Annotated in this window: 22 protein-coding genes; 14 read left to right on the top strand and 8 right to left on the bottom strand. The window is 51.3% G+C overall.

The annotated features are described in order from the left end of the window. Window positions 1-90: 90 nt before the first annotated feature. From ACCI51_RS18560 to ACCI51_RS18550, 3 genes are all read left to right on the top strand, one after another. Window positions 91-555: a GNAT family N-acetyltransferase gene (locus ACCI51_RS18560; protein WP_371844931.1), complete on the top strand. Its 465-nt coding sequence runs from the start codon at window positions 91-93 to the stop codon at window positions 553-555. A 597-nt stretch (window positions 556-1,152) separates the two neighbouring features. Then, complete coding sequence (locus ACCI51_RS18555) at window positions 1,153-3,021, top strand: carotenoid oxygenase family protein (RefSeq protein WP_371844930.1); 1,869 nt, start codon at window positions 1,153-1,155, stop codon at window positions 3,019-3,021. A gap of 87 nt (window positions 3,022-3,108) precedes the next feature. Continuing rightward, window positions 3,109-4,770 carry a D-arabinono-1,4-lactone oxidase gene (locus ACCI51_RS18550; RefSeq protein ID WP_299588371.1) on the top strand — a complete coding sequence of 554 codons (1,662 nt, stop codon included), beginning with the start codon at window positions 3,109-3,111 and terminating at the stop codon, window positions 4,768-4,770. Window positions 4,771-4,835: 65 nt separating this feature from the next. On the opposite strand, the gene ACCI51_RS18545 is transcribed toward ACCI51_RS18550, so the two are convergent. After that, window positions 4,836-5,618 (bottom strand): alpha/beta fold hydrolase, encoded by a 783-nt coding sequence (locus ACCI51_RS18545; protein ID WP_371844929.1) that lies wholly within the window; start codon window positions 5,616-5,618, stop codon window positions 4,836-4,838. Between the two features lie 786 nt (window positions 5,619-6,404). Then, window positions 6,405-6,887, bottom strand: a complete 483-nt coding sequence (locus tag ACCI51_RS18540) for an Lrp/AsnC family transcriptional regulator (protein WP_299588379.1) — start codon at window positions 6,885-6,887, stop codon at window positions 6,405-6,407. A 556-nt stretch (window positions 6,888-7,443) separates the two neighbouring features. Between ACCI51_RS18540 and ACCI51_RS18535 the strand changes: the two genes are divergently transcribed. Beyond that, the gene (locus ACCI51_RS18535) at window positions 7,444-10,956 is read left to right on the top strand and encodes an indolepyruvate ferredoxin oxidoreductase family protein (protein ID WP_371844928.1); all 3,513 of its coding nucleotides are present in this window, start codon (window positions 7,444-7,446) and stop codon (window positions 10,954-10,956) included. Window positions 10,957-11,034: 78 nt separating this feature from the next. Here the strand turns inward: ACCI51_RS18535 and ACCI51_RS18530 are convergent, their stop codons facing one another. Both ACCI51_RS18530 and ACCI51_RS18525 read right to left on the bottom strand, forming a co-directional pair. Then, the gene (locus tag ACCI51_RS18530) at window positions 11,035-11,718 is read right to left on the bottom strand and encodes a ChrR family anti-sigma-E factor (protein ID WP_299588383.1); all 684 of its coding nucleotides are present in this window, start codon (window positions 11,716-11,718) and stop codon (window positions 11,035-11,037) included. Window positions 11,719-11,725: 7 nt separating this feature from the next. Then, the gene (locus ACCI51_RS18525) at window positions 11,726-12,343 is read right to left on the bottom strand and encodes a sigma-70 family RNA polymerase sigma factor (protein ID WP_299588386.1); all 618 of its coding nucleotides are present in this window, start codon (window positions 12,341-12,343) and stop codon (window positions 11,726-11,728) included. A 146-nt stretch (window positions 12,344-12,489) separates the two neighbouring features. Here ACCI51_RS18525 and ACCI51_RS18520 point away from each other — a divergent pair, with 146 nt between their 5' ends. The 7 genes from ACCI51_RS18520 (at window position 12,490) to ACCI51_RS18490 (ending at window position 18,625) form a co-directional block, all read left to right on the top strand. Further along, on the top strand, window positions 12,490-12,921 hold the full coding sequence (locus ACCI51_RS18520) for a nuclear transport factor 2 family protein (RefSeq protein WP_371844926.1): 432 nt from the start codon (window positions 12,490-12,492) through the stop codon (window positions 12,919-12,921). 3 nt (window positions 12,922-12,924) lie between these two features. After that, window positions 12,925-13,701: an SDR family NAD(P)-dependent oxidoreductase gene (locus ACCI51_RS18515; RefSeq protein WP_299588392.1), complete on the top strand. Its 777-nt coding sequence runs from the start codon at window positions 12,925-12,927 to the stop codon at window positions 13,699-13,701. After that, on the top strand, window positions 13,701-14,951 hold the full coding sequence (locus tag ACCI51_RS18510; protein WP_371844925.1) for an NAD(P)/FAD-dependent oxidoreductase: 1,251 nt from the start codon (window positions 13,701-13,703) through the stop codon (window positions 14,949-14,951). The genes ACCI51_RS18515 and ACCI51_RS18510 overlap by 1 nt, the downstream gene beginning before the upstream one ends. Before the next feature lie 13 nt (window positions 14,952-14,964). Further along, on the top strand, window positions 14,965-15,756 hold the full coding sequence (locus ACCI51_RS18505; protein WP_371844924.1) for a DUF1365 domain-containing protein: 792 nt from the start codon (window positions 14,965-14,967) through the stop codon (window positions 15,754-15,756). Beyond that, on the top strand, window positions 15,753-17,012 hold the full coding sequence (locus tag ACCI51_RS18500; protein WP_371844922.1) for a class I SAM-dependent methyltransferase: 1,260 nt from the start codon (window positions 15,753-15,755) through the stop codon (window positions 17,010-17,012). Before ACCI51_RS18505 ends, ACCI51_RS18500 begins: the two co-directional genes overlap by 4 nt. Further along, window positions 17,012-17,518, top strand: a complete 507-nt coding sequence (locus ACCI51_RS18495; RefSeq protein ID WP_371844921.1) for a DUF2878 domain-containing protein — start codon at window positions 17,012-17,014, stop codon at window positions 17,516-17,518. The genes ACCI51_RS18500 and ACCI51_RS18495 overlap by 1 nt, the downstream gene beginning before the upstream one ends. A gap of 303 nt (window positions 17,519-17,821) precedes the next feature. Further along, window positions 17,822-18,625, top strand: a complete 804-nt coding sequence (locus ACCI51_RS18490) for a TorF family putative porin (protein WP_371844920.1) — start codon at window positions 17,822-17,824, stop codon at window positions 18,623-18,625. A gap of 106 nt (window positions 18,626-18,731) precedes the next feature. Here the strand turns inward: ACCI51_RS18490 and betA are convergent, their stop codons facing one another. Both betA and betT read right to left on the bottom strand, forming a co-directional pair. Continuing rightward, a complete protein-coding gene (betA, locus tag ACCI51_RS18485; RefSeq protein WP_371844918.1) occupies window positions 18,732-20,429 on the bottom strand; it encodes a choline dehydrogenase in 1,698 nt (565 codons plus the stop codon). A gap of 9 nt (window positions 20,430-20,438) precedes the next feature. After that, window positions 20,439-22,610, bottom strand: coding sequence for a choline BCCT transporter BetT (gene betT, locus ACCI51_RS18480; RefSeq protein WP_371844917.1), 2,172 nt, complete (start codon window positions 22,608-22,610; stop codon window positions 20,439-20,441). A gap of 247 nt (window positions 22,611-22,857) precedes the next feature. On the opposite strand from betT, the gene ACCI51_RS18475 reads away from it, so the two are divergent. From ACCI51_RS18475 to ACCI51_RS18465, 3 genes are all read left to right on the top strand, one after another. Next, window positions 22,858-23,253, top strand: coding sequence for a glycine zipper family protein (locus ACCI51_RS18475; protein WP_299588416.1), 396 nt, complete (start codon window positions 22,858-22,860; stop codon window positions 23,251-23,253). 190 nt (window positions 23,254-23,443) lie between these two features. Continuing rightward, window positions 23,444-24,460 carry an NAD(P)-dependent alcohol dehydrogenase gene (locus tag ACCI51_RS18470; protein WP_299588418.1) on the top strand — a complete coding sequence of 339 codons (1,017 nt, stop codon included), beginning with the start codon at window positions 23,444-23,446 and terminating at the stop codon, window positions 24,458-24,460. Between the two features lie 296 nt (window positions 24,461-24,756). Next, entirely contained in the window at window positions 24,757-25,317 is a 561-nt protein-coding gene (locus ACCI51_RS18465) for a hypothetical protein (protein ID WP_299588420.1), read from the top strand. Between the two features lie 711 nt (window positions 25,318-26,028). Here ACCI51_RS18465 and ACCI51_RS18460 read toward each other — a convergent pair. Both ACCI51_RS18460 and ACCI51_RS18455 read right to left on the bottom strand, forming a co-directional pair. Further along, a complete protein-coding gene (locus ACCI51_RS18460; protein WP_371844915.1) occupies window positions 26,029-26,325 on the bottom strand; it encodes a hypothetical protein in 297 nt (98 codons plus the stop codon). 341 nt (window positions 26,326-26,666) lie between these two features. Continuing rightward, window positions 26,667-26,873, bottom strand: a 207-nt coding sequence (locus ACCI51_RS18455) for a hypothetical protein (RefSeq protein ID WP_371844914.1), incomplete at its 5' end; no start/stop codon positions are given.

Here is a 26,873-nt window from a genome sequence, read left to right as displayed (position 1 = left end):
GTCATTTTTTTATTGTGTGATACCTAATTTAGAGCTAGAAAGCTATTTTTCAGAGCTTCCCTAAATGAAGAAAGCGCGTAGAGGTAATCTATGTATGGTGAAATATTACAGGCTACGTCACAACATAGTACTGAAGTATCTCAATTGGTGGCTAAGTTGCTTGTAGCCCTGGTAGGGCATAAGCGAGAAATCGATACGGATAAGTTAGCAGCGGCTTCCAGTCAGTTATTATCTGAAGCTGGCGGTTTTTCGGCCTTCCTATATTTAGTCGAGTGTAACCCTATAGGTGTCATTACGATATCCAGGTCGGCAGCGATTTATGCTGGTGGCTATTACGGGGTAATTGAAGAATTTTACGTGGAGCCGGAATACCGTTCTCAGTCGATCGGAAAAACTTTACTCAAGAAAGCGATCCAGTTTTCCAGAGAGCAAGGCTGGCCTCGTTTGGAGGTTAGTACACCCGAGAAGAAGAAGTGGCAAAGAACCATTGATTTTTATTATAGGGAAGGTTTTTCCGATAACTCGAATGGTGAGAGGCTTAAGTTGATTTTGTAACTATTGCCTGAGCCTTATTATTTTGGAACTACGTCTTGGACTACCCTTTATCTTGTTGTGGTAACGAGTATATGCCAATTGTAATGTGAAAATATTTTCTGTGTAATTGAATATTCGTGCAGCAGAAAAAATTTTCGTTGAAATCCAATGTTGTTGCTTTGATTGGTAATAATACTGCCTTCCTAATAAGTAGCTTTTTTCCATTGGTTTTATGTTTTCGGAGTTGGATTGATTGGGGGCGCGATCCGAATTCCTTATTTTTAAGCCCGAGATACTGATAATTTCACTTAACGGATGTTTTATCGGTATTTTTTTGCCTGACTGTTGGGTCTTTCTGGGTTGTTTGTTGCTCTGGAAGACTGGTTAACAGTGTTATAATCTCGATCTTGATTTTTTCAGTTTAATATAATTAACTGCGACCCGGTTTTTCGGTATTTCAATCTTTGATGCTTTACTCTGCTTGATTAGTAAGAAAAATAATTTGTAGTGGGCGCCAAAGATACGAAAAGGCAGAGGCAGGCTTAATAAGTCAGCCCTATAAATCCTTAACCAAAAGGTCAGGTAAAGTAGTCGGCCGGTTTTATTAAAAGGAAAATAATGAAACGTCGCGATCTTCTTAAAGCCGCAGGCGCCCTCTCTACATTGCCGTTGGCTGGTATGACCACTTCGACAGCTCAGGCAAGTAATCGTACAGCGGATTCCAGTTTCCCAAAATCTATTATGCATGGCAGCCTGGAGGATTCGTCCGGATTACTTAAAGTGGTTCAGGGCAGCTTGCCGGATGATGTCACTGGACACTTGTTGATGGCCGAGGGAATTCCACTTGCCTCTAACCATTTGACACCTAACGGAAAAGGCGCACTCACCCGGCTGGATTTTAGCGGTAGGACTAGCAGCGATAGCGTGGCGTATACTCGAAAAATGATAAGAACTGCCTCTGCAGTTATGCAAGAGCAGGACTTGAGTGGCTTTGATAAGTTTAATTTGCTGGGAGGTACTATTTATTCGAGCCCAAATCTCGGCTTCATGAACTACTGCAACACCGCTCCCAATTATATGGGAGATAACCGTTTTGCCATGAGTTATGAAGGGGGGATGCCTTATGAGTTCGATGCTACTACCCTGGAAATGATAACGCCTATTGGCGAAGTAGATGAGTGGGAGTCCAGTTTGCCTCCACTTCTTGATAACCTCACCCCTAATAAGTGGCTGTTTCCACAGATTCGAACCACAGGTCACCCCTTCTTTGATTTAGACACCGGCGAGTGTATTACCATTAATTATGGCGGCAACATGGGGGATTCTGGGCGTTCGGGCTTTATTCGCCTAATCGCTTGGGATCAACAGGGTACTTTTAAAAGCTGGAATATTCGTGATCGCCAGGGAAACAACGCCTATATTGCAGCCAGTTCCCATTCTCTGGGTGTTACCCGCAACCATGTCATTATCTTTGAAACGGCGGCCAGGGTGGAATCCACCCGTATCCTCGGTACGCGTATTGTGTTGCCGCAGGAACATAGCACCCGCTGCTGGGTTTTACGCAAGTCCGATATGGTTCCGGGGCGCGAGGACATTATTGCCGATTACCTGGAGCTAGGCTTCGATACCTCCGATATTGTCTGTAACTACGACGATAGCGCGGGTGAAATCACCCTCTATGGCCAGTATATGGGGGCTATGGATAAGTCTGAGCAGCTGTTCCGTTATGAGATATTTCAGGAGGGGGGGCTGGTGCCTAAATGGTTGTCCGGCTACCCGGTGGCCCCGGTGGATGTCGGTGGCCTGGTGCGGGCACGGATACAGGTGACCTCCAACTTCGCACGGGAGATCAAGGAGGATTACCGGGTTATTCGTGATGAAAACCTTCTGTGGGATATGAACGATCCAGCATATCGCGGCCACTTCCAGTTTCCGGAGACTTTTGAGCACCTATATTGGGCCGCAGTAGGCTACCGCCCTGACTTAGTCTCCATGCGTGTCTCCTGGGCCTACCGAAATTATCCCGAGCGTTTTTACAGTTATTGGGACATGCCTGAGCAGAGCAAGCCATCCGCCCTGGTACATATGGATTGCACGCAGATGCGAATTGCCGATGCCTACCAGTTCCCCGAGGACTGTGTAATGCGCACCCCTCAGTTTATGGCCCGGCCCGGCTCCACGGCTCAGAATGATGGCTACCTGATTGCAGCCGTAGTCAGAAAGCATCCGAGCAGCGCCGACTCTAACGGCAAGGAATTCTGGATATTTGATGCTGCTGCCCTTAGTAGGGGCCCGATCTGTATTCTCGCCAGTGAATCCCTGGAGTTTGCCACCACCAATCACGCCCTGTGGGTACCTTCTATTAATCGCCGCCCGGCAACAGCTTACCGGTCTGGGTATGGGGATTTCCTGCGTGCTAAGGCACCAGACCATAGCCGCAATGTGCAGGAGATTATCAATAGGGAGCTACTCCCCAGGTTTGGCTAAGTTTTTAATCACTGGAAATACCAAAGCTTTGTATTTAGCAAGTTAGTAAAACACGCTCTAGTCATAAAACAGCAGGGGAACAAAGGCATGTACCAGCAACTTCTAACCGGGCGAAGTCATTTGTTGCGCCGGGCTACCAATTTTCTTTGTGCGGCAGGTTTATTTATTGCTGCGGGAGCCTCGGCGGATCAGTTGCCACCGCCCATTGATGTACCTGAGGTTTTAAAAAACTATCAGGGTACCCAGGATTGTTTTCCAGGGGTTATTCACGACCCATCAACGATTGCTGAAGTCCAGGCGATCGTACGCGATGCGGCAGCGCAGGGGCGCAAGGTCATGGCTGGGACCAGGCGCTTTAACAGCCAGATTGATGCAGCTTGTGCCGGTAATGGTGAGGTACAAATCACCCTGGAAAATATGGATCAGGTAGTTCGTCTCGATAAGGAAAACCGCCTAGTAACGGTCCAGGCAGGTATGCGCTTTAACGACCTGACGGCCTACTTGCGTGAGCATGAACTCAGTGTGCCTATGGTTACTGAGCTGGCGATTTTTTCGATTGGTGGAATGCTCGGTAGTGGTACTCACGGCTCTACCTTCACACAGAAAAGCAACATGATCTCCGACTATGTCACCGAGATGAAGATCGTCGATGGCAAAGGAGATCTGCGCGTGCTTACCGGGGAGATGCTCAACGCGGCACGGGTAAACCTCGGAGTGTTGGGTGTTGTGGTTGAGGTGACTATTGAAGCCGAGCCCGGTTACAAGGTGCGGGCCAAGGTAAAAGGTCAGCGGGATGATAGCGACCTGGAGAGCGTCATTCTGGATCTGGCTCGGGACAATCACTCCGCCAATGTTGCCTGGTTTCCAGGGTTGGGACGTTATACAGTTACCACCTATAATAAGGTGCCCCTAAGTACTCGGGGCAACGCGTATAACGCCCAGGCGGATGTTTCTGATTTCTCTGAATATCTATTTGGTCTGATCTTTGACAGTCTTCACGAGGCTGATAGTACAGCTTTACAATGTTTTGCTGCATCTTTGCGCTACACGGCCCGCACAGGTTCTTATTTCCGCGATGTCAATTCGGGCTTGAAGAAGTATATCAAGCCGACGGGCCATGCGGATTTGATGCAGCACTTTGTCTGTAAGGAGCCGAACAATTGTGTTTGGGATAAACTGCCCATTGCCCTTCAGGAAGTGGCTATACCTTTTGAGGAACTGCCCAACTGGATAGCCGACGTACGCCAGATTATGGCCCACAGTGAGCGCACCTGCTTCCCGCTAAATGGCATCTACTTCCGTTTTGGCAAGGCATCGGAGAGTTACTTGGGAATGAGTGCAGGCCGCGACACCGCTTTTGTCGGTATTGAATATACCTTGCGTCAGCGCGGTGAGGCAGTGCCCAAAAACTACTTTGTAAACCTGGAAATCGAGCAGATGTCTCTGCGTAAGTATGGTGCCCGCCCACACTGGGGTAAGAACTCGGTAGCAATATTCGAGAATATGCCCTCCCGGTTCCCCAAGTGGTCTCAGTTCCTTGATGCTAAGGCTGAGTTAGATCCAGAGAATGTCTTTACCAATCCATTCTGGGAGCGTGTCAGTGGGCAGGACCCACTCGAGAATTACCTAACCCCTCAGTGTAATGCAGACGGCCAGTGCTATTGCCGAACTGACCAGCATTGCGAGCAGGGGGCAACTTGTCAGGCAGGCAGTTGGTATTCCGAGGCGCGGATATGTAAGAAAGATTAGGCTTGAGTTGATACAAAAGGAGTGGTGGCTTCGCCACTCCTTTTTATTTTAGTGAGGACTGAGTGTTAATTCTTTGAAAGGTGCTCTTTAATAAGCAGACAAAACTTTTCTGGATTTTCTATTGGCAACATGTGATTTTCTGAAGCTGCTTGCATAAGTTTAGATGATGGAGTGTGACTGGCAGCAGATTTGGATACTATCTGAAAGAGTTTTCTGGTTTCACTGCCGTATCCAATCGTAGTGGAAATTTGGATTTTCGACAGATGCTCTTTATCCAAGCAGGGCTTTTCAGTTTGAGAGAGTTGTAAGGGAAGGGTGTGAGCATTTTCCAGTTGCTGGGCACGAAGTGCTGGTGCTTGTGAAGAGAAATAGCCAGCGCTGTTCCCGGAGCCATCAATAAGAAACGCCACAGCCTCCTCAAACTCACCGCTAGTAACCGCTTCGAATACCTTGCCAAACATGGCTTCGGCATCCTTCATAAACTCTTCCATTTCCTTGGTGTTCAGATGTCCGGGATATCCAGGTTCATAAATAAATAAGCTTTTGAACAATTTTGGTGCTTTTATCGTTGCGTTTAAGGCAACGTCAGCACCATAAGACCAAGCGATCAAATGTATGGGGTCCTCACCAAGCGTGGCTGAGAAACTAATCAGATCATTGGCATGAGTTTCAATGCCAAAATTTCCACTCGAGCCTTTATTATTAACACCAAAATGTCTTTGGGTGAGAGAAACAACCCTGTATTCATTTGAGAGTATGTGATAGTGCGGTTCCCACATTCTTTCATCGGCAAGTGCACCATGAAGAAAGAGGACGGTTTCTTTAGGTTTTTCTAGTGAGTGCTTCATCTTTGCTATATAGATAGGCTTTATTGTTTCTTTCTAACTTTTCACTCTCTGAATTAGAGGGTGCTAGTGGCTTGGGTGTGCACTTCTATGCCTTAAGTTTTCACTCTTTGTAAAGTTTGATAAGGACCAAGAAGCGGATAGCGGCTAAGTTTACCCGATCCCCCAAGTGTGTTTCCTTAATAGGGGCAGTGAGTATTCAGCACCTATGCTCAGGCGATATGTATCACTGATGGGTGGATATATCAATAAAAAGGATGCGTCTACTCCGGTGGCAAGTTTAAAACTCAGAATAGGAGATGTGATCCAGGGGGGCTGTGCGAAAAAAACCGCTCAAGGTGCTTAATATTCGATGGGGTTCTTAAGGATTTAAAGCCTGCATATAGTGAATATATGAACAATGTTAATGTCAGGCTGTGACTAATAATTTTTTGGATGCTATCTCGTGTGCGGTCATGATGTCTATTGAAAGCATGGCATCTCCAATCAAGCCACCCCCAGCCAAGCGACCGCCAATGGAAGCGGACAGCAAGATTTTTTTGATTGCTGCCTTAAACTAGTTTCCTTTAGTCTTTTTTGGTGATGTCATACTCAAGGCCACCTATTCGTGGTTGGTGATATTTGGGAGTCTACGTCATAAGAGGGTGGGCTGGATTGACGTGTTAGATAAGAGGAGGCCCTGGGCCACGTGTTTTTTATGGGCGCCTGGGGATGACTCAGGCGCTGAAATCCGGGAGGCTTGCCTTAATGGTTTATTAGAGGCGTGGGAGGATATTCTTCCTGCTGGGGTTACTTATCCAGTAACTGATCTAATGGCAATTCAGTGCGGTAACGCACCTGCTTTAGGGAAAAGCTGCTCTTAATATGATCAATGCCAGGTAACTCTGTCAGCTTTTTATCGAGAAATTCCTGGTAGGCTTGCAGGTTTGGGACAACCACGCGAAGCAAGTAATCGAAGTCACCGGTCATTAAGTAACATTCCATAACCTCCGGCCACTGGCCGATAACGGATTCAAAATCCTGCAGCTCTTTCTTTACCTGGTGGTTGAGGGTGACCTGGATAAAGACACTAACTGGAAGACCTACTTTTTCAGGCTCCAATAGGGTCACGGCGCGTTTGATAAAACCCTGCTCATGGAGGTTTTTGACCCGGCGCGAGCAGGGGGAGGGGGAGAGGCAGACTTTTTCTGCCAGCTCGATATTGGGGATAGTGGCATCCTCCTGGAGAATTTCCAGGATCTTTTTATCGATGGCATCCAGTAAATAGGCCATGGTTTTTTCCGTATCTCTTCTCTCTGAACGTATACCGGGTTCTCCGGTTGCTTCACCTCACCCTCGACATCAAAAACATTCCAGTTTAATTTTGCCTCAGGCAGTCATCCTGTTTTCTAGGGCGCTGTGAAATCGTCTCTTCGTTGTTATAAATATCCGCTGCCCAGTTTTCCACTGGATGACCAACTACCCGCTATTCGTCACATTCCACTTACCGTCCAGTAAATAAGGAAGGCAGTAAGCAAGGGAACTTCCCAGCTTGCACCCAGAGTGGGTACACCCGCGTAGTCTCTATTCGAAGTATCCCTAAAAAACCGGCTTTTTGAGTGAATTGTTGCTAGCAGCTTGTGATCTTTAGCGAGTTGTGTCCGTATTATGCCTCAGTCAGGCTTATTTTGGTATGACCTGCTTGGCCGGGCGGTGTTAATTTTAACGTCCAAGCATAAGTCCCGATTTGGGTTTCGGCGGGGTCGCGCAGTGTTGACATGATTTCGACGCCGTGACTGCCGATTGGATCGGGCATAAAAAAGCAATAATGAATAAATAGGTGGTACCCATGGCAATGGTCGAAGGCGATCAGGAGCTGGGCTTTGATACGGAGTATTCTCTCAAAGCCGCGTTTACCCGCGATTCTGGCCGGGTTTTTTTGACTGGTATTGATGCACTGGTACGCCTGCCTCTGATGCAGAAACGCATGGATGAACTGGCGGGCCTGAACACCGCAGGTTTCATTTCAGGTTACCGGGGTTCCCCGCTCGGCGGTTACGATCAGGCCCTATGGCGACACAAAAAGCTGCTCGCGGGGCACGATATCCACTTTGAGCCCGGTATCAATGAAGACCTGGGGGCCACCAATATCTGGGGTACCCAACTTATAGACCACTACAGAGAGCAGGCTACCCGTGATGGGGTTTTCTCCATCTGGTACGGTAAGGGCCACGGTGTTGATCGCACCGCAGATGTATTTCGTCAGGCCAATATCCAGGGTACCGCCAAACTCGGTGGTGTCCTGGCACTGTGTGGTGATGACCACACCGCTGAATCCTCCATGTTTTCCCACAATACTGACCAGATTTTTGAGTCGGTCATGATGCCGCTGCTGTTCCCCGCCAGCATCGACGAGTACCTGACCCTGGGGCTCGCCGGTATTGCCCTGTCGCGTTTCTCCGGTCTTTGGGTAGGTTTTAAAGCGATTACCGAAACGGTGGAGGCTGGAGCTTCCCTGGTAGTGCCGGGCTTGCCGCAATTTACAATTCCGGCGGACTTTCCTATTCCCGCCCACGGCCTGAATTACGATCCGCACCTCAACTGGCCTGCGGAGCGCTTGGAATATGAGCGCCGTATGCTGGAGGAGCGCTTGCCGGCGGCTCAGGCCTTCGCCTATGCGAACCGCCTGGATAAGACCACCCATGAATCGGATCGCAAGCGCTTCGGTATTGTGACGGTGGGCAAGGCTCACGGTGATCTGCTCGAGGCTTTACAGCTGCTGAATTTGGGTGAGGAAGACCTGTGCCAGGCGGGCATTGCTATTTTCAAAGTAGCGATGTCCTGGCCCTTGGAACCTCGTGCGATCGGTGGGTTTGCCGATGGTATGGAGCGACTGCTGGTGGTGGAGGAAAAGCGCCCACTGGTGGAAGACCAGCTGAAAAACCTCTTGTATGGCTGGGATGACGGCCGACGCCCGAAAGTGGTGGGCAAGAAGGACCTCAATGGCGACGACCTGCTGCCGGCGGTCTGGGGCTTCGGTCCGGATCAGGTGGCCAAGGCAATCGCTCGCTGGCTGGCGGATACGGAATTGGCCGAGAAGCTTATTCCGCTGGCGGAGAAACTGGGCGGTAATGTACCGCAACGGGCCCAGGGGCTTCTGGCGCGCGAGCCAATTTTCTGTGCCGGCTGCCCACACAACACTTCCACCAAGTTGCCGGAGGGCAGCCTGGGTAGTGCTGGTATTGGTTGCCATATTATGGCCCTGGGCAAGGGGCTGCGCACCGATACCTATTCCCATATGGGGGGGGAGGGGGCGCACTGGGTGGGATTGCATCGCTTCTCCAATGCCGAGCATATATTCCAGAATATGGGTGACGGGACCTATAACCATTCCGGTCTGCTGGCGATTCGTCAGGCAGTGGCCAGCAAGGTCAATATCACCTACAAAATCCTACTCAACGATGCGGTCGCTATGACCGGTGGCCAGCCAGCAGATGGTGAGGTGAATGCGCCCAGTCTGGCGGCGCAGTTACTGGCTGAAGGGGTTGGGCAGGTGGTCTTGCTCAGTGAAAACCCGGATCACTGGCGTGAGCACCGCGCCCAGTTACCCGCAAAGGTGGAGGTACTGGATCGCTCTGAACTAGATGCCGTGCAGCGCCGCTTGCGGGAAACCCCCGGTGTTACCGCAATAATTTACGAGCAGGTGTGCGCGGCAGAAAAGCGTCGCCGCCGCAAGAAAAAACAGATGGTGGATCCGCCCAAGCGGCTGTTGATCAATCAGCGCGTGTGCGAGGGTTGTGGCGATTGCAGTGTGCAGTCCAGCTGTATAGCCGTAGAACCGTTGGAAACCCCCTATGGGCGCAAGCGCCAGATCAACCAGTCCAGTTGCAACAAGGATATGCGCTGTGCCGATGGCTTCTGTCCGAGTTTTGTCACCGTCGAGGGCGGTGACCTGAAAAAACCGCCGGTGCAGTCTCTGGCGGAATCTTTGGATTCTGCCATCGTCGATTTACCCACAGCACCAACGGCCGCGCTGGAACAGCCTCTCAGTATTCTGGTGGCCGGTATTGGCGGCAGCGGTGTGCTCACCGTGGCGGCACTTCTGGGCATGGCTGCACACCTGGAGGGCAAGGGTAGTACCACCTTGTATTTCACCGGGCTGTCACAGAAAAATGGTGCGGTGGTGGCCCACGTAAAAGTGGGTGCGAGCCCAGAGGCTATCACCACTGCGCGTATCCGCGATGGCGCTGCCGAGCTGCTGCTCGGTTGCGATATGGTGACCGCCGCAGGCCAGCGCCCGAAGTTTGCCACGGGCACAATGCGTGCGCTGGTGAATACCGCCGAAGTACCGGTCGCGGCCTTTGTGCGCGATAACGAATTGGCGTTCCCGGCGGATGCCACCCAACAGAGTATCGAGTCTCTGTGTGCTGAGTACTTTGCTTTCGATGCAAACAAGTATGCCCAGGCATTGTTTGGCGATACCGTCGCCAGTAACTTGATGATCATGGGCTTCGCCTGCCAACAAGGGCTTCTGCCAATCGGTGAGGCGGCTCTGGAGCGGGCGATTCAGCTGAATGGCGTCGCAGTGGAAAATAATCTGCGCGCATTCCGTGCGGGCCGCCTGCTGGCGACCGATCCGAGGGCCATTGAAAAGCTGGCGGTACCGGCGCAACCGGTCAAAATGATTGGGCCGCAGGAATCCGTAGAGCAGTTGATCTCGCGTCTGGGTGCGGAGCTCGTGGAATACCAAAATACGGCTTATGCTCACCAGTTTAACCAGCGGATTGGGCGTTTACACCAGGCGGAGCTGGCCCTGCCGGGTGCCACAGGAGAACTGACTCGCAGCGCGGCCAATAGCCTGTATAAGGCTATGGCTTATAAGGACGAGTACGAGGTGGCGCGTCTCTACGGTAGTGAAGATTTTCAACGTCAGCTGCGCGAAACGTTTAGCGGTGATTACACCCTGAAATTCCATATGGCACCGCCACTGCTTGCGCGCCCCGATGTCAGTGGACGGGTTCGTAAGATGCAATTTGGTCCCTGGATGGGTCGTTTAATGCCGTTGTTGGCACGCGGCAAAGCATTGCGCGGTAGCTTTATGGATGTGTTCGGCTACACCAAGGAGCGGCGTGTCGAGCGCGACTGGGCCCGCCAAGTGGCTCAGGCGATAGACTGGGTAACGGCCCGTTTGTCGGCAGATAATTTGGCTGACGCGCAGGAGTTATTGGAGCTTCCACAGCAGGTGCGTGGTTATGGGCATGTGCGCGAGCAGAAATTTGCTCAGGTACAAGAACGCTGGGAAGAACTGTTTGCCCGGTTTGCTCGTGGCAGCGGGGATCAGGCCACAGTGGCGGCCTCTTAATTAAGGCGCCTTGTTCGTGAGTCTCTGATTAAGGAATCTCTGAATACTTTGATAGTACCTGTGATTTTCAGAGGTTCCTCAACCTGGGCAGAAGGAAATTAGCGGGTTGAGGAATAGCCCGGAAATCCCTGTGAGTGCTACAGGTGCGGCGACGGCGGAAAAGCACAGGCAGTCCATATCCTGGGTCGCTATGGGTTTGTGCACTTGGCCCGGTTCGCACAAAACAAAATCGCCCCGTCCATAGATGCCTCTGTGATCGGAAAAACTGCCGTTTAATACCAGGGCAAACTCCTGTCCGCGGTGGTCGTGTTTCGGCAAGCCGCTGCCGCTGCGCAAACGGTGAAAAGCCACTTCATAATCGTTCTGCCCTGACTTGAGCCGGCATATTTGCAGGTTTCGGGTCAGGCTTTTCCAATGTCGATTTGGGTTGCGGTTTAATAGTTGGTACAGGACCCGAGGGAGATGCTCCAGAACCGGATCCTGATCAATTTGTTCGCCAATGGGGGTGTCTTCTCCCTTTTCAGCAACTTTATCCGGGGTCTGGTTGATCCGTTGCATCAGGCGCTCGAAGGCATTGGCCTGCAGAGGCTGCGCTGGGCTTCCATTAAGCAGGGAGCCACCGAGATTATTCAGGGTATGAAAGTGGGAGCGGCAGTCGGCACACATTTGTACATGGGCCGCTACAACGAGGCTGGGGCCGCGGGCGAGGCTGCCCGAGGCGTATTCCAACAGTAGGTTCTCATCCGGATGGTGGCGAATCATTCGGTATTTACCTGACAAATCTGGCTTGTAACTTCTTCATGGCCAGGCGTACGCGGGATTTCACTGTGCCTAGGGGCAGGCGCAGTTCCTCTGAAATTTCGCTGTGGGATTTTCCCTCCATATAGGCCTTCTCCAAAATATGGCTCTGCTCTGAAGGCAGGGCGCTGAGGCCGTCGGCAATGTCGCGCTCGTTGCGCTTGTGTTGTAAAAAAAGTAAGGGCTGATTTTCCAGATTTTCATCCCAGATATCCGCTACATCAACATCGCTGTCGCGATTTTGGTGGCGTTGGCTACGGCGCAGCATATCAATTCGGCAATTGCGCATAATAGTGAATATCCAGGTGCTCGCAGAAGCTTTGCCCTGATCAAAGCGGGGGGCCTTATGCCAAACCTTCAGCATCACTTCCTGCACCAACTCATCGGCGGTTTCGATATTGAGCGCCTGGGTGCTGCGACTGTGGTGAAAGCCCTTGATTAGCGGAGCAAAATGTCGGAATACGCGCTCGAACGCCTGTCGGTCACGTTGGGTGCCAACCTGCGTAAGTAGCCTGCTCCAGTCATCCTTGTAATCCTGGGAAGCTTTCACCGCAATTCCATTGCTGTTGTGTCTTTGCCTATGCGCCATATTAGCGCTCTCTGCTGTGATGTCGATATCTTGTACGTATCTTCGCGGCGAATGGATTGGTAATTTTTAATTCAGTTCTATGATCCGTCTTCGACAGACTAACGTAAATCAGAGGGATTGCGCTGGGGAATACCGTGGAAGAGAAGATGAGTAGTCGAACGCTAGTCAAGGATATTCAAGCTTATTATCGAGATTTCCTTGTGAGGGATCCCGCCAATTTGTCAAAAATGTATAGCGATAAAATTGTATTTCGCGACCCCCTGCACCGTATTGAGGGCCTGCCCGCCTTGAAGTCTTATTTTTCCGGTATGAGCCGTGGTCTCACTCAGTGTCGTTTTCGTTTTGAAGAAGCTTCGATTACTCGTGATAGCGCCTGTTTACCGTGGTATATGCACTATGCACATCAATCATTAAAAGGGGGGCGACCTCTGCGTCTGCGGGGCTGCAGTTTTGTGCGTTTTTCTGACAAAGTGTTTTATCACGAAGACTTTTATGACATGGGAGCGATGGTCTACGAACAAGTGCCACTTTTGGGCTCTCTGGTGCGCAAAATTAAATTGCGCATGGGGCAGGGTTAATTGGTGGGGGAAATTCGCGATAGGACTCTATGGATAACCGGGGCTAGCTCCGGTATTGGACGAGCTTTGGTTCTGCGTTTTGTCGCGCATAACAATGTTGTGATCGCCAGTGGCCGCCGGCGCGAGGCGCTGGAGGAATTACAGCAAATTGCTCCTGCGCGTATTCACGTGCTCGATTGCGATGTGGCCGATGATCAATCTATGGCGGCTATCTCGGAGCGACTGAGGGCGTTAACCGATCACTTGGATACAGTTATCGCCTGTGCCGGCACCTGTGAGTACGACGATGATTTGCAGCTTGAAAATGCCATGTACCGGCGGGTATTCGATGTTAATTTCTTTGGCGTAGTGAATACCTTGCGCTGTGCTTTGCCTTTGTTAGCGATCAGTCAATCGCCACTTTTTGCGGCCCTTGGCAGTTTATCCTCGGTGGTGCCGTTTCCCAGGGCGGAGGCCTATGGCAGTTCCAAAGCGGCACTCGATTACTTTCTGGCCTCAGTGCGCGCGGACGTCTGTCACACCAATCTCAAGGTGGTATTAATCCGTCCCGGATTTGTCGAGACCCCCCTCACCGCAGAAAATGACTTTTCCATGCCTTTCCTGATCAGCGCGGAGCGGGCGGCGAAATATATCGAAGAGGGCCTTGCCAGGGGAGCATCGACTATTGATTTTCCCCATCGCCTGAGCCTGCCATTGCGTTTTCTGGGCTTTTTCCGTTCTCTTTGGTTCCGTTTTTGCACAACAAAAATAAGCAGGATTCGTACCTTAAGGAAGAATTGATGCGTATCGCGATTGTCGGCAGTGGGATTGCCGGGCTGACGGCGGCCTATCTATTGAGCCGCAAGCACGAGATCACTTTATTTGAGTCGCAGGATCGCCTGGGCGGTCATACCGCGACGATTGATATTCGGGAGGGGATACGAACACTGGCCATCGATACTGGATTTATTGTTTATAACGACTGGACCTACCCAAATTTTATCCGCCTGCTCAATGAGCTGGGCATTGAGTCCCAGCCTACCGTCATGGGTTTCAGCGTGCGCTGTGACCGGGAGAAGTATGAGTATGCCGGTAATAATCTCAATACACTATTTTCCCAGCGTTCGAACTTTCTCAGCGCCGGCCATTGGCGCATGCTGTGGGATATCGTGCGTTTTAATCGCGATGCGACCCGGGATTGGCGCGAAGGACGACTGCATGAAGGTTTAACCCTGGGGGAATACCTGCCTGCCAATGGCTATTCAGCGGAGTTTGCCGATCGCTATCTGGTGCCCATGGGGGCGGCGATCTGGTCGGCCAGTGTGGCCCAGATGCTGGAATTTTCGGTGAATTTCTTTGTGCGCTTCTTTTTCAATCACGGTTTGCTCAACCTGGTGCGCCGGCCCCAGTGGCGGGTGATTAAAAGGGGGTCACGCGCCTATATTCCTGCACTCAGTGCGCCATACGCCGACAAAGTGCGTCTATCCATCAAGGTGCAGTCCCTCAGGCGCACAGCGCAGGGCGTGGAATTGAAAACCTGCAAAGGTGAGCAGCATAATTTTGACGAAGTGGTCTTAGCCTGTCATTCGGATCAGGCCTTGGAGTGCCTCGAGGATGCTTCTGAGTTGGAGCAGCAGCTTCTCGGTGCCATACCCTATACGCGCAACAGCGTGGTATTACACACGGATACCGCTTTGCTGCCGCAGCGCCGGCGCAGCTGGTCGAGCTGGAATTACCGACTGCGCGCCGAACAAGACCAGCGGCCTCTGCTCACTTACAACATGAACATTTTGCAGGGGCTGCAAACCGACAAAACCTATTGCGTCACTCTGAATGCTCAGGATCGTATCGACCCGGAAAAGGTTCTCGGCCGCTTTGAATATGCACACCCCCAATTCTCCGTTGCGAGCTCCCGAGCGCAGCAGCAGTGGGCGCGGATTAATGGAGTCAATCGCACTTGGTTCTGTGGAGCCTATTGGGCCAATGGTTTTCATGAAGATGGAGTAAACAGTGCCTTGCGGGTCGCTGAGGGCCTTGGTGTTGCCTGGTGAGGGAGAAGCCTTAATGGAGAGTGCTATCTACACCGGTTGGGTACAGCACCGCCGCTTTGCGCCGCGTCAGAATGAATTCCGCTACAAAGTTTTTATGGTGTATGTGGATCTGGCGGAGGTGGATCAGCTTTGTACCCTATCGCCCTGGTGGTCCAAAAAGCCCTGGGCACCGGCGCGTTTTCGGCGGGAGGATTTTTTGGGAGATCCGGCGTTAAGCCTCGATGAAGCTGTGCGCCGCCGGGTTGAGGAGATTTCTGGAGAGCGTCCACAGGGGCCTGTGCGCCTACTCGCCAACTGGCGCTACTTTGGCTATAACATGAATCCTATCAGTATTTATTACTGCTTTGATCCTGAGGGCAAGGAAGTGCGCTGGTTATTACTGGATGTACACAATACACCCTGGAAGGAGCGACACAGCTATGTGTTGGATTGCCGCTCCGGAGCGCGGGTCCAGAAGGTGGTGTTTGCCAAGACGTTTCATGTTTCCCCGTTTATGCCCATTACCCAGGGTTACCGCTGGCGCAGTATTACTCCGAGCGACCGCCTTACCGCTTATTTGCAAAATTTTGATCAGACTGCAGAAGGGCAATGTGAGCGCCCGCTGTTCGATGCCATTCTGAGCTTGCGCCGTCGAGAATTGAGTGGCTCTCTGCTCAATCGCATCTTAATTCAGTACCCATTGATGACTGTAAAAGTGATTGCCACCATTTATTGGCAAGCGTTGAAGTTATGGTTCAAGCGCACACCTGTCTATGCTCATCCCGGCGACAGGGGCGAAGTTCAAGGAGGGGGGAAGCATTTATGAAGGTTGCAGAGGATTCACCCGCGGCAGCTGCCGCAGAGGAAACTCAGTCCTGGTTGGTGCGGCTCGCACGCAAGTTGGTCCTGAGTAAGATGCAAGTAATTGAGCGCGGTCACCTGTTAATTGAAGAGGGAGGAATCAGTTACCGGTTTGGCCAGCCACTAGAGCGGGCAAAAATACGCGCGCATATTCGTGTCCGGGATGAGGATGCCTATGTGCAGGTATTGCTCAATGGCACCATCGGCTCTGGCGAGGCTTATATGCAAGGTGCCTGGGATTCTCCAAATCCATTGGATGTGATTCGCGTGATGGTCGATAACATGTCCCTGGTTGAGAGCATGGATGGCCGCTGGAGTCAGCTACCCCGTACGGTGTTGCGTATGCTGCACCGATGGAATAGCAATAATCGCAGCGGCTCGCGCAAAAATATTGCCGCACACTACGATCTGGGCAATGACTTTTTCAGGTTGTTTCTCGATAAAACCATGCTCTACTCTTCGGGGATATTCCCTTCAGAGCACACCTCTTTATACCAAGCCTCCGTTTATAAAATGGAGCATATTTGCCAGAAACTGCAATTGAAAGCCGATGATCATTTACTGGAAATTGGCACTGGCTGGGGGGGGATGGCCATTTATGCGGCAAAGCATTACGGCTGCCAGGTAACCACCGCGACCATTTCCGCAGAGCAATATGAGTATGCCCGCGGGTGGGTGGAGCGGGAGGGGTTGCAGGACAGGGTTACCGTGCTGTTGCAAGACTACCGGGACTTACATGGCTGCTTTGACAAACTGGTCTCTATTGAAATGGTGGAAGCCGTTGGGCATGAATACCATCGCAAGTTCTTTTCAATCTGTAATCGCCTGCTTAAAGACGAGGGATTGATGTTGATGCAGGCTATTACTATCGCAGACCAGCGTTACCACCAGTACCGCAAAGAGATAGATTTTATCCAGCGCTATATTTTTCCCGGCGGTTGTTTGCCATCTAACCAGATTGTTGCTGAGCAGATAGCCACAGCCACGGATATGCAGATTGTGGGGTTGGAAGACATTACTGCGGATTATGCGCGTACCCTAAGGTACTGGCGTGAAGCGTTTTTAAGTCAGTTGTCACAAGTACGTCAACTGGGTTTCGACGAACGCTTTATTCGCATGTGGGAATTTTATTTGTGTTACTGCGAAGGTGGATTTATGCAGCGGGTGATTAGTACCGCCCAGTTTGTCTTCGCCAAGCCGCGTTATCTCGGCAGGTTTTGATGTGGCGATGGATCGCCAATGCCTTACTGTTTGATGTTGCCTGGCCTCTCTGCGTGATCGTTGCGAGGCCTTGGGTTGTTGTGCCGTTCACCCTGGCGAATTTATTCATTCACCTGGTTTTTGTGGCAAACCTGCGCAGGGAGCCCCTGTGGCTGGGCGCTGTTTTTCTGTTCGGGGTGGGGGTGGATTCTGTACTTTTTCATCTGGATATATTGCAAAATCGAAATGGTAGTTCCTGGCCGCCAATCTGGTTGATCTGTTTGTGGTTAAACTTTGCTATGACACTGCGCTACAGCTTGGTTTTTTTACAGCGCAACCTCTGGTTCGCCGTATTATTGGGCGGTTTCTTCGGTCCTTTCAGTTACTACTCCGGCGCCTTTTTAAATGGCACTGTAGAGCTGAGTCAGCCTTTGTGGCAATCACTGATGATACTGTCACTGTTGTGGGCGCTAATGCTACCGGCTTTTAGCTACTTGGCTCGTACGATCAACCCTGCTCAACCGTAAATGGTTACACTGTCTTTAAAAGGTGGGCGCTGCTTGGGCATCTGATCGCGCTGGTGATCGGGGCGTGGATCGTAGTGCCACAAATGGGCTGAAGAGCCTTGCAGCAGAGAAGGTGTCAGTCGCTCAGTAGATGATTGACTACATTATCCTAGTGCAGCCCTATCGAAATAAGGATGGCTAGCCACCAAATCTGGTCGAGATGGGGTGCTCAAAGACAGTGGGCAGAATGAGTTCACTACACTAATCCATTAAAAGGAAAATGTGGTTTCTGGTTTTGTCACCTTAGCCACCAAGGAGCAAGTAGTGGACGCTTACCTCGCGCGGGTCTTGATCTTGATCGGGGCTGTAGGGTTAATGAATTCCACCTGTCTGGCGGCGGAAGAGATCGGCGAGGAAAGGGGGGACATTTACGGGAGCGGCGAGAAAGAGGAAAACGGCGAGGACGACGAGGACGATGGATTTGGCACGGTCGCTGGTAATCTGGTGATTGCCTCCGACTATATGTTCCGCAGCATCTCCAACTCGAATAATGGTCCCACGGTTCAGGGAGATCTCAACTGGTCCCACGATATAGGCTTCTATATTGGTGTGTGGACAACCAACACGGACTTTGGCGGTCCCGGCAACAGTATGGAATTTGATCCCTATGTTGGGTGGTCCGGAAATCTACCGGATACTGAGATCAATTTAAATATCGGCTACTGGTCCTACAATTATCCGAAATCGGAATTTGATTTTGATTATGCTGAAACCTATCTGATCCTTAGCTTTACGGTAGATAAATTAACGATCAGTCCGAGTCTCTGGTATTCAAATAATTACTTCGGCAGAGATTTTCTCAATAATGTGGACTCTCTGGCTTATGAGGCGACGTTCAGTTTTGAGCTTGCCAGCTATATGGATATTGTTCTGCATCTCGGCGAGCAAACTTTTGAGTCCTCATACAGTCACCTCAACTATGGCTATTACGACGCTGGTATAGATTGGAAAATCAGCGATTATATTTTGGGATTGCGTTGGTACGATACTGATGGAATCGATCCATTCCTGGCCAACCCAAATTTGGCCGATGGGCGATTTGTGTTTAAAGTCACCCGCAATTTCTAGTGTTGAACACAAGCTATTAGGAATTGCTCTGCAGCGGCGGGGACCTCACCTCTAAGGCTCTCTTTATTGCTGGGCGGGTTGAGGCAGCGTTGTCTCTCGGTTGCCCCTAGCGTAGAGGGCGTTCCGGCTCTCCTTCGCGTTGGCTGCTTTCCCATTCGTTCGCTATATAGCTTTCCGCGGTGGCTGGTTCCAGTAAGGCCTTACCCAGAATATGATCGGCCGCCTTTTCACCAATCATGATGGTGGGAGCATTGAGATTGCCGTTGGTTAAGGTTGGCATAATGGACGAATCCACCACACGCAGGTTTTCGATACCATGCACCCGGCACTCGGTATCCACTACGGCCATTTCATCACTGCCCATACGGCAGCTACCGGCGGGATGGTAGGCGGTTTCGGCCGTTTGTGCGAGCCAGTGGTCGATCTCATCGTTACTTTGTACTTCCGTTCCCGGCGAAATTTCCCGCCCCCGATAGGGGTCCATCCCGGCCTGGGCAAAAATTTCACGGGTGAGGTGCAGGCCGGTGCGGAAGGCTTGCTTGTCCTCTTCGTGGGCTAAATAATTGAAGAGCATTTCCGGTGCGACGGCGGGATCTGCCGACTTGAGTTTGACCCAACCGCGGCTCAGCGGTTTGTTGGCTCCCAGGTGCACTTGGAATCCGTGCCCTTTCACTGCGCTCGAACCATCGTAGGCAATGGCGCCAGCGAGGAAGTGATATTGGATATCCGGGTATTTAAGGCCGGCGCGACTGCGGATGTAGCCGTTGGATTCAAAATGGTTGGAAGCACCCAGGCCCCGTTTGAAGAGCAGCCAGTTGAGGCCAATCCAGGCCTTACCCAATGGCCCGAGCCAGCCGTTGAGGGTAATTTTCTGCTTGCACTCTTGCTGTACCCAGACTTCCAGGTGGTCCTGCAGGTTTTGTCCGACACCGGGCAGATCGTGCACCACGGCAATACCGTGTTCCTGCAAATGCGCCGCGGGCCCTATGCCAGACAACATTAGCAACTTGGGTGAGTTGAATGCGCTGGCGGCAACGATGACTTCTTTATTGGCGCGCGCGCGAAAGGTCTTGCCGTTTTGCTGGTACTCCACGCCGATGGCTTTCTTGCCCTGCAGGATCACACGTGTTGTAAGCGCATGCATCTTGAGTTCGAGGTTACTGCGGTCGAGAGCCGGCTTTAGGTAGGCGAGTGCGGTTGAGCAGCGAACACCGTCGCGCACCGACATATCCATGCGCCCGAAGCCCTCCTGACGATAGCCGTTGTAATCCTCGGTAAAGCCGTAACCCGCCTGGGTGCCGGCCTCAATGAAGGCGCGGTAAAGCGGGTTCTTCATATTGTTGCCGTTGCAGGTGGTGGTGGGCCCCTGGTCACCGCGGTAGGCATCACCACCATAGATACAGGTTTCGGCCCGACGGAAGTAGGGCAGGACAGCGGCGTAGCCCCATCCCGATGCCCCCTGTTCCACCCACTCCTCGTAGTCGCCGGCACAGCCCCGCACAAAGGCCATCCCGTTGATGGAAGAGGAGCCACCAATGACCTTGCCACGCGCCTGATGGATGCGCCGTCCATGTAGTCCCGGCTCCGGCTCGGTGTAAAACGCCCAGTCGTACTTCGGCATATTCAGAGGAATGGAAAATGCTGAAGGCATACGGATAAAGATGGAATTATCTTTGCCACCAAACTCTAGTAGCAGAAGACTGTTGTTACCATCCTCCGTTAGCCGGTTGGCCAGCACGGCGCCGGCAGAACCGGCTCCCACTACGATATAGTCAACAGCTTGATCGAAGTCCTGATTACTCATCTACTTGCCCTAGGCCGATCCTGGTTCGCCCTCTTTGCCGGATGTACGTGTCTTGCGTTCACGGCGCATGTACAGGTATTGCAGGTGCACTTCGAAGTGGTCGACGATATCGCCGATCACTTGTTCGCGGGTGTAGCCCATCAGATCGTAGGTCAGCCCGCCTTCCTGCAGGTGGGGCTCAAGTCGATAATAGCTGGAATGGGGTTGCTCTGTGAGCAGGGTAAATGCTGGCATCGAGCACCGCTTGGGCCATACCTGATAAGTGAAGGCCGACTCGCCGCCGAGATCCACGCTGAGTGCCAGGTGCAGTTTGTCGCCGCTATCCCCGGTGATACTGACCGGGTGCCCCTCTTCTTCGAGTTTCTCTTTCACCGCTTCGAACGCAGGTTTTACGGTCCGCTGTATAAAGGTGTCTACCTGTTTCAGGGTGGGAAAGCTGATGGCGCGAGATAGCCGCTGGGCCCAATTGGTATGACCTTCCCGCGATATGGTTCTGCCTGAAAGGTGCCCGGACAGGGCCTCCTGCATACTCGCGGATTTGAGCCCTTCGAGCTGCAACGCTCTGTACAGGCCCAGCATCATCAGCAGCAGGACGATGGCAAAGGGGAGCCCCATGATGACCACCGCTCCCTGTAGGGCGGAAAGGCCGCCAGTCATCAGCAGGGCAATGGTCACAATACCGATGATGGCCGCCCATAGAATACGCATCCACGGCGGTGCGTCCTGATTGGGATCTTCGAGCCGGATGGTGAGATTGGAAAGCACCAGAGAGCCCGAGTCGCCAGACGTGACAAAGAACACGATCGACAGAATGGTTACCGCAATGGTGGTTAAGAGGCCCCAGGGCAGCTGTTCCAGAAACAGGTAGATGGCCGATCCAGGTTTCTCTACTGCCTGTACGCCAAACTCCGTAGCGCCGCCCATCACCATGTCGATGGCGGAGTTGCCCATGATGGCCATCCAGGCGGCCATGAACGTGAAAGGCAGAATCAGGGTGCCGGTAACGAAGGCGCGGATGGTGCGGCCTCGGGAAATTCGCGCCAGAAACAGGCCGACAAATGGCCCCCAGGCGATCCACCATGCCCAGAAAAAGAGTGTCCAGGCATTGAGCCAGTCTGTGGGCGGGGCGAAAGCATAGGTATTGAAGGACAGCCCGGCAAAGTTTTGCAGGTAGTCGCCGATATTGGTAACGAAGGCGTCGAGTAAAAAACGGGTCTTGCCGGCAAACAATACGTAGAGCATCAAGACCACCGCCAGTAACATATTAAATTCTGACAGTCGCCGAATTCCGCGCTCGACACCGGTCGCGGCAGAGATTGCGGCAAACACCACAATCAGGATTGCCAGGACTGATTGCGTAATTGTGCCCTCCGGTATACCGAACATGTACTGTAAGCCGTAATTGAGCTGGATAATCCCAATTCCCAGGCTGGTCGCAACGCCAAATACCGTGCCCAGCACCGCAGCAATATCCACCGAATTACCGATTGATCCATAAATACGCTTGCCAAATAGTGGGTAGAGTGCAGAGCGGATAGTGAGGGGCAGCCCATGGCGATAGCTGAAGAAGGCCAGGGACATCCCCACCAGGGTATAGACGCCCCAGCCGGACAGACCCCAGTGCAGAAAGGTCAGCGCCATAGCATGGCGTGCCGCTTCGATGCTGCCGCCCTCGCCAACGGGCGGCTCCATAAACTGAGTGACGGGTTCTACGATGCAGTAAAAAATCAGATCGATACCAATTCCGGCGCTGAATAGCATAGCTGCCCAGGTCACGATATTGAATTCGGGCTCCGAGTGATCGGGGCCGAGTTTGATGTCCCCGAATTTGGATATCGCCACCAAGACCACGAAGACGAGGTAGGTGACGACGGCGAGAAAGTAAAACCAGCCAAAACTGCTCGAGATCCAGCCCAGGGTACCGTAAATAACATTGACCGCTTGCTCGGTAAAAATCATCGCCCAGAGGGAGAACAGTACGATACCTACGACGGAGCCATAAAATACCAGTGGCTTTATTCGCACTGGCTCGGCGGCCGCTTTGGATTCGTCTTCGGGCGATTTGGCGCTCTGCATGTATCCCCTGTAAAAATAGAAACTATCTATCCCATCAGAGTAGGCCATGGCTTGCAGTAGCCGATTGTGCGCACTGGGGATTGGGTGCCATCTCAGAATATCCATTGACGTATCTGCTCGGTTAAATCGATATCGTCCACGGGACGCGAGAGCCGCTAAACCCAGCCCGATTATTGGCGCCATGGCAGAGCGGCAAAAACACTCAATAGGGCTTTGTCAGCGGCCTTCTAGTCATTCTTTTTCTTGCTTTTCCCCTTTGCGGACTGGCGCGAACTTCTACCAACGGCTAAACCTAATGATGAAAAGCGTGACATTTTCGCGCTCTCTAGGCACAGGCTGTAAGAGGTGTCCGATGAAGACTGGTATTACCGTCACCGCTGGATTCTGCATGGCCCTTCTGATTGGGTGCGCTGCTCAGCCAGAGCAGGTGCCAGGTGCCGGGGGCATCGTAATTGATACTTGGGGTGTCAATATGAGCCAGTATCAAGTTGACCTCTCTGAATGTAAGGGGATCGCCTATTCCACTTACAGCGATCAGGGCCGCCGAGGCCTGACCGGCGCTGCCGGTGGCGCGGTGGTTGGGGGTGCTCTAGGCGCCATCGTTGGCGATAGCAGCCGGGCGGCGGCAGCCGGTGCTGGAGCAGGCGCTCTGGTGGGCGGCCTTTCCGGTGCTGGTAGTGCCGGAGCCGAGGCCCAGCAGATTATTAAGAACTGTCTGCGCGGCCGCGGATATCGCGTGCTGAATTAATTTCCCTCACAGGAATTTGCCAAGTTTTCTCGTAGGTCCTCTGATATTCGGCAACCTCACAGGACTTGGCTTGGGCCGGGAGTTTCCCGGCTCTTTTTTTTGTTGCTCTTTTACGGTACTCAGGTGGGGGGCAGTGGTTTTTAGTCTGAGAGTTCAGGATTGTTTTCAATCAATACCTCGGGAGTATGTTATGTCCAGCGGCAATATCATTAATGCCTACGGGGTTATGCAGGCCGGGGGGGGCTTTGAACCGTATCAGGTGAAAGTGGGTGCGCTGGGGGCGACGGAGGTGGAGCTGGAAGTGCTCTACTGTGGTATTTGTCACAGTGACCTCAGCATGATTGAGGATGAATGGGGAATATCCAGGTACCCCATGGTTGCCGGCCATGAAGTTATTGGGCGGGTTGTTGCCACGGGAGAGCACGCCAAACACTTCAAGCCCGGTACCGTTGTCGGGTTAGGTTGGAATTCTGGGTATTGCGAAACCTGCCACTATTGCCGGCAGGGTGACAAAAACTTATGTGCTGAGGCCCGTTTTACCACGCTTACCGGTGGGGGTTTCGCCGATAAGGCTCGCGCTGATATGGATAGTCTGCTGGAGATTCCCGAGGGGGTCGACCTGGTTTCTGCCGGGCCACTGTTGTGTGGTGGTATTACTGTCTTCAATCCTCTTGTGCAGTTTGATATTAAACCGACGGCCAAAGTGGGGGTAATTGGTATTGGAGGGTTGGGGCACCTGGCACTGATGTTCCTGAATGCCTGGGGTTGTGATGTCACGGCTTTTACCTCCAGTGAACACAAGCGTACGGAAGCTTTGTCCCTTGGCGCACATAAAACATTGAATTCGCGCGATCCGGAGGAAATTAAATCCGCCGCTATGAGTTTCGATTTTATTATTTCAACAGTCAATGTGAATCTGAATTGGGATTTGTACATTCAGGCGTTAAAGCCCAAAGGGCGCTTGCACTTTGTCGGCGCCATCGTTGATCCTATTCAATTCACACTTTTCCCCGTATTATTTGGTCAGCGCTCGCTCTCCGCCTCCCCAGTGGGGAGTCCGGCAACGATTGAAACTATGCTCGATTTTGTCGCCCACCATCAAATCAGGCCGCAGGTAGAAATTTACCCTATGAGCCAGATTGAAGACGCGTTTAAACACCTGAAGTCGGGTAACTCCAAGTATCGGATTGTACTCTCCAGGGAGTAGGGCTTTCTAAGGGGCTCCTAGGGTAGATGTATTTTGATCAGCTGGGTTTTTCCGGGGAGGGAGCCTCCCGGAAAAGAATGTAAATGTTATCTGTATATTTAAAAAAATAACGGCTGGTATTTTTTTATTGGTAGAGAGTCTCCAGTCATCATTTATGATGGCCATTTTCCCCTGCTTTTATTCACATTAAAAATTACTGGGAATTTCAAAAAAAATAATGTTTGTTGTGATTAGGTCGCTAGATTAAGCGGTAATTTCCTGAGAGAATCCAGTTGGTTGGTTTTTGAGATTTTATTGTGAACGTAATTTTTCGTAAAGGTGCCAGTGGTAAGGAAAAGGCTTACACCTTGGTTTCTATACTAATGCTGCTGTTGCTAATGGGATCTTTTGAGATAGGTCGATACCAATTTTATAATGATCCCGGTTATGGTGGTATTGTTGTTTGGCTATTGGCTGCGATATGGGCTCTGCCTCTGCTGTTAGATAAGCACCCAGAAAACAAGATAAATCAATCGAATATTGTGCTTCGGAGTGTTTGTTGGGGGCTGTGTTATTTTATTTTCTATGGCTTTACCTGGGGGGTGATTTATGTTGCCGCCCCTGCATATTATACGAATACGTTTGGTAGTGAGGCTAGGATTGAGCGGGTTATCAGCAAGAAAGCAGTGTACAAAAACCGTTGGGGGCATGTTTGCCGTAGTATCTATTATGGGCAGACTTACGCTACCTGCGTAACTCACCGCTTCTTTGAGTCTATTGATGTGGGAGATACTGTAAGGCTTGATCTCCTGGAGAGTCAATATGGCTATTTTGTTCAGTCTGCTCGTAAATTACCCAGTAATCAGAGTTCTGAATAATTTATTGGCGACTCAGGGTTTAAATAGGGTTTGCTATCTTGGTGCGGCTCCCCCTGAGTTTCAGTAAGACGCTTCATGCGTGGGGGATGGATCGATTGCGAAGAATGTAAAAGGTAACGCTTGTAAATTAGCAGCGGGACCCCACTTTTTAATCGATTCGGTTATATTGTTCCTGCGTATCGTCATTGGGAGCCTATAAATACGTTGTTATCCTGCCTGAAATCACAGTCATTTTTCCGCATCAATTTTGAGCTTATGTTATATCCAACGATGGCCACCAGTTTAAAATTTCTGCCGATATTGAATTTTAGGCGAAATTTCTAGCGTGTGAAAATCTGGTGCATAGGCGATGCGCAGTGTAGGTATTAATATTGTGGCAAGGCGCTGGTTGGTTTTTGTCGATGCTGGCTTCCCACAACACTAAGCGCACTGTTTATGAGGTGTATGATCTGATCAGGGGTATCCCTCAGGATTGATATATCGCTCAGGGGGGCGCAAAGTTTGGTGATGAGTTGCAAGGATTTGAGGAGCGTGTATTTGTAGAGTATCCCACAAAGGCCAGTGGCATCCGTTTTCGGCAGAATACAGGGGGATTCGGGAGACGAGTGCAATTGCAGTGCAGGATGTTTTCGGATTTTAAGGGTATTTGTTCTGCATTGTAGAAGTGCGAGAGTTCGTGTGTTTCGCCTCTGGAGGTGGGCCTTAAAGGTGTTAGTCCCAGCGGCTGCGTCTGTGTAAACGACGCAGATAGTCACGTTCGCGATAATAGAGATCATCCTCATAACAAATAAAATCACAGTACCTCTTATCGCTTACACAATCGGCTGGTATCTGCTTGTTATCTCCAATACACCGGTAGTAAACCTCTTTACAGGTTTTGAGGCACCGCTTGCGGGCTTCCTGCTCATTTAAACTGCTCGCTCGGGGAGAAGATGAAATACCCAGTAGTATCAGGGCGGCTAGAGCCAGGATTGTGCACTCTGTTAGCAAGAATCTGCCAGTTGCCATAATGATGTTGCTACAGCTCAATAAATGACATCGGTCAAATATAATGTTGCCTATTGCGAAGAACAAATATTGTTTTTTGCTTCTGTCTGAAGCGTTAAGAAGTCCCTGAATAATTCGGCAAGTCTCTGTGGGCCGTTTAGAGCGATTCTCACTTCCCCTACAACCACTGTCAATTTCCTAAAAGACGGCGTCATTGGCCACGATTTTTGGGCTTTGGATACCACGTCATTCCAAGTTCTTAATGAACCTGGCCGGCTAGCAAGCCGAAAATCTTATGCCTACTGTTTCCGAGGTGGCCCTCCGAGAACGGAAGCGATCCTCTATAAATATAATGCCGCTGATCACAAAAATTTTGTGAATGACTGGTTTGTCGGCTTTAAAGACACACTGCATTGCATGCTGATCCATTTTTTTGAATTGTTGTTTGAGCAGACAGCTGTACCCAAATCATTACAATGCACATGCCCGGCGAAAATTCGAACCCATAGCGAGAGCGGCGCAAGGGGATGGACTGGCAAAACGGGCAATGCACTTTTATAAGTAGCTCT

It is taken from the genome of Microbulbifer echini (assembly GCF_041447225.1).
GTDB classification, from domain to species: Bacteria; Pseudomonadota; Gammaproteobacteria; order Pseudomonadales; family Cellvibrionaceae; genus Microbulbifer; species Microbulbifer echini.
This window is presented reverse-complemented; position numbering and strand designations above follow the sequence as displayed.